The organism is Haloplanus sp., from assembly GCF_028275055.1.
In the GTDB taxonomy this organism is placed as follows: domain Archaea; phylum Halobacteriota; class Halobacteria; order Halobacteriales; family Haloferacaceae; genus Haloplanus.
Map to the genome: position 1 here is coordinate 1 of NZ_JAQCNJ010000059.1, position 11,711 is coordinate 11,711.

The window sequence follows — 11,711 nt, forward strand, 5'->3', positions numbered from 1 at the left end:
GCCGCCTCGATGCTGCCGGTCATACGCTTGTCGGCTTCGTCCGGTCCGATGGTCGTCGAGCCGTTGAGGTGGGCGATGAACCCCGAGCCGTTCTGGTTGTCGTGGACGCGCGGGGCGACCCCCCTCTGTGTGAGGACCGCGTCGGCGCCGCCGCCGGTCACGGCGTCGATGGTCGATTCGATGTCGACCAGTCCCTTCACCGGCCCCATCGTGATGCCGTGGTCCATGGGGACGATGAGGTAGCGGTCGTCCGTCGAGATGCGATGGAGGCGCGCGCGTGTTCCCGTGTTCATCAGTATGTGTTACCCTGTACCAGTGGTGCTTATGTACGTTCCGGATGCGGTCCGCCGTCCGCCGCCGGCATCCCGCGGAGGGCGCCTTCGGTGAGTTCGCGGGCTTTGCCCTCCAATCGGTCCGCGACCGTCACGGCCGGATCGCCGCGCTCAACGCCCTGTGCGACGATGTCGACGAGCGCCGACCCGACGATAACGCCGTCGGCCCCGGCCTCGATCACCCGTTGTGCGTGATCGCCCGTCGAGATACCGAACCCGACCGCCTTGGGCACGTCCCAGTCGGTAATCCGTTCGAGGCTCTCTGCCGTGCGGTCCGAAAGAGCGGTCCGAGCCCCAGTCGTGCCGAGACGGGCCTGCACGTAGACGTAGCCCGACACCTGCGACATGATCCGCTCCAAGCGCTCGCCGCGGGTCGTGGGTGCGATGATAAACACGAGTTCACAGCCGTACTCGTCACAGGCCTCCCGGAGCGGTCCGGCTTCCTCCGCGGGAAGGTCCGGGACGACGAACCCGTCGATACCCGTCTCGGCGGCACGACGCACGAATGCTTCCGGCCCGCGTTCGCCGTCGTCGCCGAACTGCGCGATCAGATTGTAGTAGGTCATACACACCAGAGGGACATCGACGTCGAGATCGGCGACGAACTCGAAGTATCGCGTGGGGGTCATCCCCGCTTCGAGGGCACGCACGATTGCGCTCTGGATCGTTGGCCCTTCGGCGATGGGCTCGGAGAACGGGAGGCCGAGTTCGATCACGTCCGCGCCGCCCCGTTCCAACGCCTCGACGTAGGTAAGCGAGGATTCGTAGTCCGGGTCGCCGGCCGCGAGGTAGGGAACGAACGCCGGCCCGTCGGCGAAAGCCTCGGCGATGGAGCTCACTGGAACCCCCCCGTCGCGCCGAACGTCTCGATGTCGGGTGCGTTCTCGATGTCCCGGCCGTGGGTCTCCTCCAGAACCGTTTCGAGGTCCTTGTCGCCCCGGCCGGAGATGTTGAGTAGGATCACGTCACCCAACTCGTCGCGGTTGTTCTCGATGTAACTCAGCGCGTGGGCCGACTCCAAGGCGGGGATGATGCCCTCCAGTTGTGAGAGGCGGTGGAACCCTTCGAGCGCGTTGTCGTCGTCGACGTTGACGGCGGTGACACGGCCACGGTCCACCAGATCTGCGAGTTCCGGGCCGACGCCGGCGTAGTCGAGACCGGCAGAGACGCTGTGTGACTCCATGATCTGGCCGTCGTAGTCCTGCAGAACGCGGGTCCGGGAGCCATGGAGAACACCATCCGTACCGGTCGATAGCGTCGCCGAATTAGGAGCGACCCCCTCCTCCGCATCCACGGCGAGACTGCTGCCGCCGGCCTCGACGGCGTAGAGGTCGACCTCCTCGTCGTCGATGAACTCCGCAAACAACCCCATCGTGTTCGACCCGCCGCCGGCACACGTCAGAACAGAGTCGGGGAGGCAGCCGGCCCGGTCGCGCATCTGCTCGCGGGCCTCCTCGGAGATGACGCGTTGGAAGTCACGGACCATCGCCGGGAACGGGTGGGGGCCGACGACCGAGCCGATGACGTAGTGGGTGTGTTCGACGTTTTCGGCCCAGTCACGCATCGTCTCGCTGATAGCCTCCTTCAGCGTGCCGCGGCCGACCGTCACGGGAGTGACCTCCGCGCCGTTGAGGCGCATCCTGAAGACGTTGGGCCGTTGGCGGTTGATGTCGCGCCGGCCCATATACACCTCACAGGGCATCCCGAGGTGGGCACACGCCATCGCCGTCGCGGTGCCGTGTTGCCCGGCCCCCGTTTCGGCGATGATCCGGTCTTTGCCCATATACTTCGCGAGGAGAACCTGCCCGAGCGCGTTGTTCAGTTTGTGTGCGCCCCCGTGGAGGAGGTCCTCGCGCTTGAGATAGACGTCGGTGTCGTACCGCTCCGAGAGCCGATCGGCGTACTGGAGCGGTGTCGGCCGCCCACCGAAGTCGGCCAATCGCTGCCGGAACTCGTTCATAAAGCCGTCCTCGTTGTCGAGAACGTACCGCTCGTACGCGTCTTCCAGTTCCTCGATGGCGGGCATCAGCGCCTCGGGAACGTACTGTCCACCGTACTCGCCGAACTTGCCTGTGTGAGAGCTCATTGCTGTGTCGTGAGTCGCCGCACGTTCGCAGTCACGTCGCCGTCCATTATCGCACTGCCGATCAGCAGGGCGTCGGCCCCCGCAGACCGCATCCGTTCCACGTCGTCGATCGAACCGATCCCGCTTTCGGCGATCAGCGTCACGTCGTCCGGGGCCGCCGGCGCGAGCGACTCGAAGGTGTCGAGGTCGACCTCGAGTCGGGCCAGGTCCCGGTTGTTGACGCCGATCAGGTCCGCACCGGCCGCCACGGCGCGGTCGAGTTCCTTGCGGGTGTGAACCTCGACGAGGGGCTGGAACCCCCGGTTCTCGGCGGCCGAGAGGAGTCCGTCGAGATCGTCGACGAACCGTGCGATCAACAGGATCAGATCCGACGCCACGAGGTCGAGTTGGGACTCACGCAAAATAAAATCCTTGCGAAGCACCGGCACATCGACCGCCTCCCGGACGCGGGTCAGTGCGTCCGCCGACCCGCCAAAGTGGTCCGGTTCGGTCAACACCGAAATCGCCATGGCCCCGCCGTCGACCATCGCCCGTGCGAGGTCGGCTGGGTCGTCGTCGCAACGGCCCTCCGTCGTGGGACTCGTCGGTTTCACCTCCGCGATCACCGGTATCCGCCCATCGGCCTCGGCCGCGTCGATCGCCACCGACAACGGCCGGACGTCGACCGAAACGCGTTCCGTGCCGCCGGGGCGGTCGCGCGCGGCCGCCAGTATCGAGCGGACCTCGGGGTTCAAGTCTTCACCATTAGCGTCCATCATTGTACACTAACGGACGTATCTGCACATAAGGCTTGCGTCCTACTTTTGACCGAACCGGTCCATATTCCCCCATGGACGGAATCCACGCACGCGAGTCGGCGACGTTAGGACGGTCGATCCAGATCGGCGTCGTCGGCGGGCGGGTCATCAGCGTCTCCTTTCCGGAGGCGCCACCGGCCGACGCCGACCCTGATCACCCGCTTTTGGATCGTGTTTTCGGCTACCTCGACGGGGCGTCCGACCATTTCGACGACGTGACAGTCGCGCTCACCGTCCCGACGGCGCAACGAGAAGTACTGGAGGCCGTTCGGACGGTGCCGTACGGCGAGACTGTCGGAGTCGGGCGGTTGGCGCGATTGGCCGGCCTCGACGACGATGCGGAGGCCGACCTCAACACGGTCGAGACCGCGCTCCGGTCGAATCCGACCCCACTTTTCATCCCCGACCACCGGATCACCGGCCCGGGCGCCACACCACTCTCGGTCGCCGAGCGGCTCCGCGACGTTGAGGCCTAGCGCCACTCGTTGACCGCGAACTCTAGGGCGTTCACGAGGTAGTGGGCGACGACGACCGTCACCAGACTTCCCGTGAGGATAAACGCCATCGCGAGAACGAACCCGAGAACCCCGGTGACGGCGATGCCGACCCGTCCCTGCGCGCCGTGACCGAGGGCGAACGCGACCGACGAGAGACCGGCGAGAACCCACGGCGAGACACCGAATCCCGCCGCGAAGACTCCGATCAGCACGCCCCGAAAGAGGAGTTCCTCGAAGCCTGCGACCAGTGGCAGAACAACGGCAAACAACACGACCCACCCGGGCGCCGAGTCGGGCGCCATCGCACGCCTGAGCGCGGCCGAGTCGCCGAGACCGAAGCGCTCGCCGACACGGGAGCCGACCGTGTTGGCGGCGTGGAGGGCCACACCGAGGCCGAGACCGACCACAATCGGTAGGGGGGAGACGGCGTCGGGAGCGAGCCCGACAGCCGACGCCGGAATCGACGCGTACCACGCCCCGACCAGCAACACGGTTGCAAAAAATCCCTGTGAGACGACGACGTTCGCGAACAACACCCCGGCCGAGGGACGCGTCGGCGGTGTCGCCGGCCGCCGGGCCGTCGGGGTGGTCGGGCCGACACGGTCGGTGAGCGTTGCCGGATACTCCGGCGTGTCGGTGACGTCGGCGGAAACGCGCGCGAGAAGAAGCAGTCCGGCGAGGACGACGCCGACGAAGCCGGCAAACGCCGTCCACTCCGGCACGACTACTGCGGGCTGGGACTGCTCGGACCTTGGTTGACGCTCTGCTTATCGAGCGCAGATCCGGTGATCGTCTTCAACCGGTCGACCAGCGAGTCCGTTTCGGGTTCACCCTCAAGGGCAACCTCGAGAACCTCGCTGATGTGGCTGACGGGGATGATTTCGATCATCTCCTCGTACTCGTCTTCGATCATCACGTCCTGCGTGTTGGCCTCGGGGATGATAACCCGGTCACAGCCGGTCTTGGCGGCGGCCTCGATCTTGTGCGTGACGCCGCCGACCGGGAGAACGTCACCGCGGACCGAGAGCGACCCGGTCATCGCCAGCGACTGGTCGACGCCGACGCCTTCAAGCGCGCTGATGACCGCCGTGGCGACGGTGATGGAGGCGGAGTCGCCGTCGACACCGCCCTCGCCGGCCTGCACGAACTGGATGTGAATGTCCTTCTGGGTGATGTCCTCGTCGGAGAACTTCTTGATGATGGCGGAGACGTTCGACACGGCCTCCTGTGCCATCTCCTTCAGTTGGCCGGTTGCGATGACCTCACCCGGTCCCTGCGAGGGCGTCACCTCGGCCATCACCGGGAGAACGATGCCGGAGTCCTCGCCCATGACGGCCAGTCCGTTGACGCGGCCCGCAACGTAACCGTCGGAAACCTGGAGTTCGTAATCCTTGCGTCGCTGGATATAGTCGTCGGCGAGCTGTTGTTCGATGCTCCGGGACCGGCCCTTGGCCTGCAGGATGTGGTCCCGGGTGGTGTAGTCGGCGTCCTCGGCGCGGGCAACGTCGCCGGCGACACGGACCAGTCCGCCGAGGTTCCGGAGTTCGAGGGTGAGGTGGCCCTTCCGGCCGGCGCGGCGGCGCGCCTCGAGGATGAGCTCCTTGATCGCCTCGTCTGTGAAGTGGGGGAGGCGGCCGTCCTTTTCGACCTCTTGGGCGATGAAGCGGGCGTACTTTCGCCGCATCTCCGGGGTGTCCTCGATGGTGTCGTCCATGTAGACCTCGTAGCCGTACCCCTTGATCCGCGAGCGGAGCGCGGGGTGCATGTTCTCCATGGCGTCGAGGTTCCCGGCGGCGATCATGACGAAATCACAGGGGACCGGTTCGGTCTGGACCATCGCACCCGAGGAGCGCTCGGACTGGCCCGTGATCCCGAACTCGCCCTCCTGGATCGCGGTCATGAGATGCTGTTGGGAGCGGACATCGAGCGTGTTGATCTCGTCGATGTACAACACACCCTTGTTCGCCCTGTGGATGTCCCCCGGTTCGACGCGGTCGTGAGACGGCGTCTCCATGCCGCCGGACTGGAAGGGGTCGTGGCGGACGTCACCGAGGAGCGCGCCGGCGTGGGCACCGGTGGCGTCCTCGAACGGTGCCGTCTGTTGCTCGGCGGTGTTGACGATGAGGTTCGGAATCATCGCGTCCGAACCACGCGACCCGTAGCGGAACGCGAGGTAGATGATCCCGGCCGCGAGAATGCCGAGAAGGATGTTCCCGGCGATGATGAGCGAGTACCCGAGCACGATGGCGATGATGATCCACATCAGGAACGAGCGCATCTGGTTGCGCTTGCGTGCTTCCTCCTTGTGGGCCTCAACGATCTGGTCGCCCTTGCCCGAGGGGACCGTTCGGACCTTCGGCTCGTTGCCGTCGTCGGGGTTGTGGTAGACGAGAACGTCCTGCAGTTCCTCTTTGGGAAGCAGTTCGCTCATCGCCTTCGCGAGCATCGATTTGCCCGTCCCGGGCGAGCCGATCATCATGACGTGGCGGCGCTGTTTCGCCGCCTTCATGACCACGTCGCGGGCGTGTTCCTGCCCGATCACCTGGTCAACGAGGCGATCGGGTACTTCGATCTCGGCCGTCGAGTCGATCCGAAGGCCGCCGAGGAGATCGTCCTCGGCGTCCTCGTCGATCTCGGCGTCGATTTCGACATCACTTCCGAGGTCGTCGATGGAGCGCTCCTCGTCCGACTCGTTGGCCGTGCCGTCGTCCGGATCCGGACCGGACGGAGTGGGTACCTCGTCTTCCCACTCGTCGATCCCGTCCGGGTCGGCGGGCGGGTCGTCCATCCCGGACTGTGACCGGCCGTTCGAGGACTGGTGGTCCTCGCTATCGCCGGCGTCACCGGCGTCCCGAGGGGTATCCGAGGAGCGAGGCTCCTCGTCGTCGGTGAGACGCTCGTCCGTGTTCGTGTCGTCGTTCATAGAACGGTGTCGTTACCCGAACTGAAGGGTGCGCAACTGATATACTTTCTCCCCATCTGCCGTGCCGTCGTGTCGACAGTACGGCCCGTTCACCGGTTCTACCGGCGTAATTCGGACGGGCGACTCGCCGATTTTATAAATGAGCGCACGTACGTCGGTACTAAGACCATGCGGGGGTTCTACATCGGCCGGTTCCAGCCGTATCACGACGGTCACCACCAGATGGTCGAGGAAATCGTCCCCGAGGTGGACGAACTCGTCCTCGGTATCGGGAGCGCCGGCCACTCACACACCAGACACAATCCCTTTGCTGCCGGCGAGCGCGTGATGATGGTCACGAAAGCCGTCGCGGAGTTCGATCTCACGACGTACGTCGTTCCGATCGAGGACCTCGACCGGAACGCCGTCTGGGCGAGCCACGTCCGGAGCATGTCCCCCGCCTTCGATGTGGCGTACTCCAACAATCCACTCGTCATCCAGTTGTTCAAGGAAGCGGAGGTCGAGGTCCGCCAGTCGCCGATGTTCAACCGCGACGTGCTTGAGGGATCGGAGCTCCGCGATCGGATGATCGAAGGCGACGAGTGGCGGCACCTCGTGCCCGAACCCGTTATCGGCGTTATCGAGGAGATCGGTGGGATCGGGCGAATCCAACGGGTGAGCGAAACCGACGCAAACGGATGATCACCCTCGCCTCCGACTTCGGATCGCCGTACCCGGCCGCGATGAAAGGCGTCATACTGCGGCGGAGCGACGCTCGGCTGGTGGATGTGAGCCACACCCTCCCCCGCGGAGCGATCCGGGAGTCAGCGTTCTGGCTCCGCGAAACGTGGCCCACGTTCCCCCTAGCGACACATCTCGCGGTCGTCGATCCCGGCGTCGGCACCGACCGCGACGTGCTTGTCGGGGCAGCAGCCGGTCACACGTTCGTCGGGCCGGACAACGGACTCTTGCTCCCGGCGGCACGGCGGGTCGCAGCCGACACCGACGGGGCTATCGACTGGTACCACGCCGACCCCGGTGACCCAACCTCGACCACCTTCCACGGTCGGGATGTGTTCGCGCCGCTTGCGGCCACGGTCCACGAGACGGTCAAGCCGGCTGGTCCGGACGCACTCGCTTCCCTCAACCGCCTGACTCCGACGGAACCGACCGTCGGTCTCCGACTCCCCGAGGCGCGTGTCGAGAACGACCGGGCCGAAGGGGAGGTTCTCGCCATCGACGACTTTGGCAACGCCATCACGAACGTCCCCGGAACGGTTCTCGACGGCCGCGGGACGATCCGAGTGAACGACGACCGGGTTCCCGTCGGGGAGACGTTCGCGGCTGTCGCTCCCGGCGATCCGCTCGTCACCGTCGGAAGCCACGGCTACGTCGAGTGTGACGTCAACGACGGCCGCGGCGAGGAGTGGTTCGGTCTCACCGTCGGCGACACCGTGTGTCTCGACATCGGGTGACCGACCGCGTTCGGTCAGCGCCAGTCGTAACGGGTGACCGCTCGGTCCACCCGGTCTGAGGTGCCGTGAGGGTTGTGTGCAGGCGAGCGATCCCGGAGTCGGGCCACAAAGCCATCGACGGTTCCGCGGCCGACACCCCCGATAACGGCCCGGCCGGTCGCAAACCACTCGGTAGGGTCGAGATCACCACGGACCACTTTGAAGCCGGCGTCGACGGCGTCCCGGACCGCACGCCGGGCCGTCCCGGTCGCCGCCGGCCGCACGCCGTAGTTTTTGACCAGTCGGTAGGCGAGCAATCGGAACTCCTCGCCGCGGTTGCCGGTGACGCCACCGTCGGCGGAGTACTCCTGTCGAACCCCCATCTGAGAGCGCCACGCGACGCCGTAGCCGAGGCCGGCGAGTCGGTGTGCGGCGTCGCGGTCGCCGCCGGTTTCGAGGTACTCGTCGAAGCCGTCGAGTGCGTCAAGCACCGGCCGACGGAACGCCACGTTGCCGCCGTTGAAGTAGGTCACCTCCCGAGACCCGACCGTCCGCCGTTCGGACTCCTCTGTCGTCATCCCGCCGTCGAGTGTGCGGTGGGTGGGTCCGGTGACGACCGACGCCTCCGCCAACCCGTCCTCGACACCGGCGAGCCACGACGGTTCGACGACGAGGTCGTAACGGAGGATCGCCACCGCGTCGCCGGTCGCGGCCTCCAGTCCGGCGTTGCGTGCGACCGTCGCCGTGCGGGCCGACACCTCGATCAACACGTCCACGTCGTCGCGGTCGCGGATCATCCCGGTAGTGCCATCCGTCGACGGCCCGTTGACGACGATGACCTCCGCCCCCGGGACGTGCGTGGCCAACGCATCGAGACCGGCGACGAGTTGGTCTCGGCCATTGAGCGTCGGTATCACTACCGATAGGTCCATACCCGGACAACCGACTCCGTCGTTATAATGATTCCTACTTGGAAGGTTTCGAGGGCTCAAACCGTTGCAGACCAGTACGACACGGAGGCGAGGAGGTCCCCAAGTGGCGTTCCGCCGACGGTGGTGTCGGCGTTTCGAAACGCGCCAGCCAGCGGGTTGGGAATCTTGCGGTAGAAGCCGTAAGGGAGGACGAAGTCGTGGCTGGCGTCGGTGAGTGTTAGGCCCGCACCGTCGATGAGGCGTTCGACCTCCGTCCGCCCGTAGAGCCGGGAGCCCATCGGAAGCAGCCAGTTGTAGAGAACACGCGTGCTTCGATCGTTGAACGTATCGAAAAAGACCTGTCGCTTGGAGACGCGGCACATCTCGGCGAGAAACTTCGCCGGCGTGTCGGCGAGATGAAAGAAGCGCATCGCAAACACGGTGTCGAAGTGGTCGTCCGGGAACGGGAGTCGAGCGGCATCACCACGGAGAAACTCGATGTGGTCGCGGACACCCGCCGAGCGGGCCTTCTCGCGGCCCTGTGAGAGCATCGCCGAGGAGATGTCGAGTCCGACGATGTCGGCCCCCCGTTCGGCCAGCATGACCGTGAACCGCCCGGTTCCACAGGCGATTTCGAGCACGTTTCGGTTTTCGACGGGGTTCAGGGCTTCGAGGACGGCCCGTTTTTCCCGGCGGTCGATGAGACGCCCACCGCGGGAAAACCGCTTGGCGTCGTACTCTTTGGCGACTTCGTCGGCCTGATACCACTCCTCTCCTTTCACGCTCTCCGTCTCTCGGTCCGAAGTTAAAATCGTACTGGATACCACGCTGTCGACTCCCGAACCCCCGGTGCAATTAATCACATACAAGGTGTCTGCCGTGTTGGCACACGTATGGAGACAACCTTTACCACTACCGACGAAAACGTACCCGTATGAGCACCACAGTGACGGACTCTGTTGGCGACGAAAGGCTGACCACCACAGAATACCGCGAGCGACTGAGCGAACTGCCGCCGAGCGCGAAACTCGTCGCGAAGGTTCTCGAAGGCGAGTCACCCCTCTCGCAGGGACAACTGGCCGAGGAATCGCTGCTGCCCGACCGGACGGTTCGCTACGCGCTGAACCGACTTGAGGAATCGGACATCGTCGGGTCGCGGTACAGCTTCAAGGACGCGCGGAAACAGGTCTACTTCCTGCGAACGTGAGCGGTTACCCCGGACTCTCGAGATTCCGGGAACCGGCACACCACGGACAAAAGGACAGTTCCGGGTCCAGTTCGCGACCACATGAGGGACAATCGGCGGCCGGATCGCCCGCGACCGATGTGGACGACCCGGACGCCTGAGACCGCCGTGCAACGGCGTAGGCGTCGAGAGTATGGACCGCAAGCAGGACGGTCAGCGGGAGGGTTACCCGGATCGGGAGCGTTTCGAGCGTGACCGCCGTTGGGTCGGTGAACGTCGCAAGTAGGAGGAGTCCCGTTCCGAGGACGAGCGTGAACCACGCGAACGCGCGCGCCCACTCACGAAGGTATGCGTGTCCCACACCCGCGACGCCGAACAACGCGCCGATGGCGCTTGTGACGACGGCGACGAGTGCCCGCCGATTCGGATCGGACATGGTGTCGGGCTATTCGCGCCACGGATTTATACCCTGCCGATCAGTCGTCCGCCGGGCGCACGCCAAGACGGTCAAGCAGGTTGGCAAGCGTCGCCAGATCATACTGCCCGGGGGCGGTCGCCTCCGCCGGATCGACGGGCGCGTATCCGATCTTCGATCCGTAACATGGGGCGACCGCCCGGGTGTGCCGGCCGGCCTCACCCATCGCCATCGTCGCTACGCGGTCGCCCCGGGCCGTTGCCGTCTGTGTCGCCGATAGGAGCGCGAGGGCGTCGGCCCGATCGGTCGCCGTCACCGCGAGTTTGCCCACCTCTCCATGATCGGCCGCGGCGGCGAGCAGATCCGACAGCCGGGACTCGTCTGGGGTCCCCTCGAAGTCGTGGACCGATGCGACTGTGCTTGCGCCGTGGTCACGGGCCGCCGCCGCCGCCTCCGCGCCCGCCGACCCGCGGAGGCTCGACAGCTCGATATCGACCGCGACGACCGCGTCGTGAGCGCTCGCCGCCTCGATGACGGCGAGACGGTCGGTCTCGTCGGCGGCGGCCTCGCCGCCCTCCGCGGGGTCGCGGTTGGTGGCGATGATCGGCAGGTCACCGTCGTAGTCGTCCAGCGCCGACAGGGGGGCGGCCGCGAGATCCATCCGGAACTCAACGGCGTCGGCGTGGGGGCGAGCCGTCGGTTCGTCTTCGAGCGTGGCCGTCGCCGCCGCGAGAACGAACGAGTCGAAGTTCATGCCCCATCTTCGGAGGGGAGGGTTAAGTCGGTCCCGTCGACGGGGACGTGGTCGACGGCGTACCTCCGCTCCGCCTCCCGTGTCGTGATGGCGTCGACGGCGTAGAGACGGATCCGCCGCTCGCGCTGAGTCACAACGTCGAAATCGTAGTGTTCGGCCGGATAGCCGCCGTCGCGGTCGGCCATGGCGTTCCGGTGGCGGTCGAGACGGTCAGCGACCCGTCGCCGTGACGCCGCGGGGAGGTCGGCGATCCGGCCATCGAGCGCGGCGAAGAGGTCGCCGTCAAGATCGTAGCCCACGGAGTTCCGGGCAGCGTGCATCGCCGCCAGCGCCGTCGTGCCCGTTCCCATGAACGGGTCGAGCACCCGATCGCCCCG

General features: G+C 66.1%; 14 protein-coding genes and 1 pseudogene. 4 read left to right on the forward strand and 11 right to left on the reverse strand.

Features of this window, described 5'->3' with window-relative positions; all coding sequences use genetic code 11:
- From Q0925_RS07860 to trpC, 4 genes and pseudogenes are all read right to left on the reverse strand, one after another.
- A pseudogene (locus Q0925_RS07860) lies at positions 1 to 293 on the reverse strand (fructose-bisphosphate aldolase); the annotation flags it as partial.
- A 29-nt stretch (positions 294 to 322) separates the two neighbouring features.
- Entirely contained in the window at positions 323 to 1,171 is an 849-nt protein-coding gene (gene trpA, locus Q0925_RS07865) for a tryptophan synthase subunit alpha (RefSeq protein WP_299333775.1), read from the reverse strand.
- Positions 1,168 to 2,418, reverse strand: coding sequence for a tryptophan synthase subunit beta (gene trpB, locus Q0925_RS07870; RefSeq protein ID WP_299333778.1), 1,251 nt, complete (start codon positions 2,416 to 2,418; stop codon positions 1,168 to 1,170). The genes trpA and trpB overlap by 4 nt, the downstream gene beginning before the upstream one ends.
- Positions 2,415 to 3,173, reverse strand: a complete 759-nt coding sequence (gene trpC / locus Q0925_RS07875; RefSeq protein ID WP_299333800.1) for an indole-3-glycerol phosphate synthase — start codon at positions 3,171 to 3,173, stop codon at positions 2,415 to 2,417. The genes trpB and trpC overlap by 4 nt, the downstream gene beginning before the upstream one ends.
- Before the next feature lie 74 nt (positions 3,174 to 3,247).
- Between trpC and Q0925_RS07880 the strand changes: the two genes are divergently transcribed.
- On the forward strand, positions 3,248 to 3,691 hold the full coding sequence (locus Q0925_RS07880; protein WP_299333781.1) for an MGMT family protein: 444 nt from the start codon (positions 3,248 to 3,250) through the stop codon (positions 3,689 to 3,691).
- Here Q0925_RS07880 and Q0925_RS07885 read toward each other — a convergent pair.
- Both Q0925_RS07885 and lonB read right to left on the reverse strand, forming a co-directional pair.
- On the reverse strand, positions 3,688 to 4,434 hold the full coding sequence (locus tag Q0925_RS07885; protein WP_349254402.1) for a CPBP family intramembrane glutamic endopeptidase: 747 nt from the start codon (positions 4,432 to 4,434) through the stop codon (positions 3,688 to 3,690). The two genes, Q0925_RS07880 and Q0925_RS07885, sit on opposite strands and share 4 nt — an antisense overlap.
- Positions 4,435 to 4,436: 2 nt before the next feature.
- Positions 4,437 to 6,500 carry an ATP-dependent protease LonB gene (lonB, locus tag Q0925_RS07890; RefSeq protein WP_299333802.1) on the reverse strand — a complete coding sequence of 688 codons (2,064 nt, stop codon included), beginning with the start codon at positions 6,498 to 6,500 and terminating at the stop codon, positions 4,437 to 4,439.
- 303 nt (positions 6,501 to 6,803) lie between these two features.
- Between lonB and Q0925_RS07895 the strand changes: the two genes are divergently transcribed.
- Entirely contained in the window at positions 6,804 to 7,316 is a 513-nt protein-coding gene (locus tag Q0925_RS07895; RefSeq protein ID WP_299333783.1) for a nicotinamide-nucleotide adenylyltransferase, read from the forward strand.
- The gene (locus Q0925_RS07900) at positions 7,313 to 8,089 is read left to right on the forward strand and encodes an SAM hydrolase/SAM-dependent halogenase family protein (protein ID WP_299333785.1); all 777 of its coding nucleotides are present in this window, start codon (positions 7,313 to 7,315) and stop codon (positions 8,087 to 8,089) included. Before Q0925_RS07895 ends, Q0925_RS07900 begins: the two co-directional genes overlap by 4 nt.
- Positions 8,090 to 8,103: 14 nt before the next feature.
- On the opposite strand, the gene Q0925_RS07905 is transcribed toward Q0925_RS07900, so the two are convergent.
- Together Q0925_RS07905 and Q0925_RS07910 are read right to left on the reverse strand one after the other, a co-directional pair.
- Complete coding sequence (locus Q0925_RS07905) at positions 8,104 to 9,000, reverse strand: glycosyltransferase family 2 protein (RefSeq protein WP_299333787.1); 897 nt, start codon at positions 8,998 to 9,000, stop codon at positions 8,104 to 8,106.
- Between the two features lie 56 nt (positions 9,001 to 9,056).
- Positions 9,057 to 9,761: a class I SAM-dependent methyltransferase gene (locus Q0925_RS07910; protein ID WP_299333789.1), complete on the reverse strand. Its 705-nt coding sequence runs from the start codon at positions 9,759 to 9,761 to the stop codon at positions 9,057 to 9,059.
- Positions 9,762 to 9,913: 152 nt separating this feature from the next.
- On the opposite strand from Q0925_RS07910, the gene Q0925_RS07915 reads away from it, so the two are divergent.
- A complete protein-coding gene (locus tag Q0925_RS07915) occupies positions 9,914 to 10,186 on the forward strand; it encodes a winged helix-turn-helix domain-containing protein (RefSeq protein WP_299333791.1) in 273 nt (90 codons plus the stop codon).
- 4 nt (positions 10,187 to 10,190) lie between these two features.
- On the opposite strand, the gene Q0925_RS07920 is transcribed toward Q0925_RS07915, so the two are convergent.
- The 3 genes from Q0925_RS07920 to Q0925_RS07930 all read right to left on the reverse strand — a co-directional run.
- A complete protein-coding gene (locus Q0925_RS07920; protein WP_299333794.1) occupies positions 10,191 to 10,601 on the reverse strand; it encodes a zinc ribbon domain-containing protein in 411 nt (136 codons plus the stop codon).
- Between the two features lie 40 nt (positions 10,602 to 10,641).
- A complete protein-coding gene (locus Q0925_RS07925) occupies positions 10,642 to 11,334 on the reverse strand; it encodes a type I 3-dehydroquinate dehydratase (protein WP_299333796.1) in 693 nt (230 codons plus the stop codon).
- Positions 11,331 to 11,711: DNA methyltransferase (locus Q0925_RS07930; protein ID WP_299333798.1), on the reverse strand; the 381-nt coding region annotated here is incomplete at its 5' end. The genes Q0925_RS07925 and Q0925_RS07930, both read right to left, overlap by 4 nt.

Excerpts from the sequence above, each read along its gene's own strand:
- Q0925_RS07920 (WP_299333794.1), bottom strand. The coding sequence starts at position 10,601 with ATGTCCGATCCGAATCGGCGGGCACTCGTCGCCGTCGTCACAAGCGCC.
- Q0925_RS07905 (WP_299333787.1), bottom strand. The coding sequence starts at position 9,000 with ATGGACCTATCGGTAGTGATACCGACGCTCAATGGCCGAGACCAACTC.
- Q0925_RS07880 (WP_299333781.1), top strand. The coding sequence starts at position 3,248 with ATGGACGGAATCCACGCACGCGAGTCGGCGACGTTAGGACGGTCGATC.
- Q0925_RS07900 (WP_299333785.1), top strand. The coding sequence starts at position 7,313 with ATGATCACCCTCGCCTCCGACTTCGGATCGCCGTACCCGGCCGCGATG.
- Q0925_RS07895 (WP_299333783.1), top strand. The coding sequence starts at position 6,804 with ATGCGGGGGTTCTACATCGGCCGGTTCCAGCCGTATCACGACGGTCAC.
- trpC (WP_299333800.1), bottom strand. The coding sequence starts at position 3,173 with ATGGACGCTAATGGTGAAGACTTGAACCCCGAGGTCCGCTCGATACTG.
- Q0925_RS07915 (WP_299333791.1), top strand. The coding sequence starts at position 9,914 with ATGAGCACCACAGTGACGGACTCTGTTGGCGACGAAAGGCTGACCACC.
- lonB (WP_299333802.1), bottom strand. The coding sequence starts at position 6,500 with ATGGACGACCCGCCCGCCGACCCGGACGGGATCGACGAGTGGGAAGAC.
- trpB (WP_299333778.1), bottom strand. The coding sequence starts at position 2,418 with ATGAGCTCTCACACAGGCAAGTTCGGCGAGTACGGTGGACAGTACGTT.
- Q0925_RS07925 (WP_299333796.1), bottom strand. The coding sequence starts at position 11,334 with ATGAACTTCGACTCGTTCGTTCTCGCGGCGGCGACGGCCACGCTCGAA.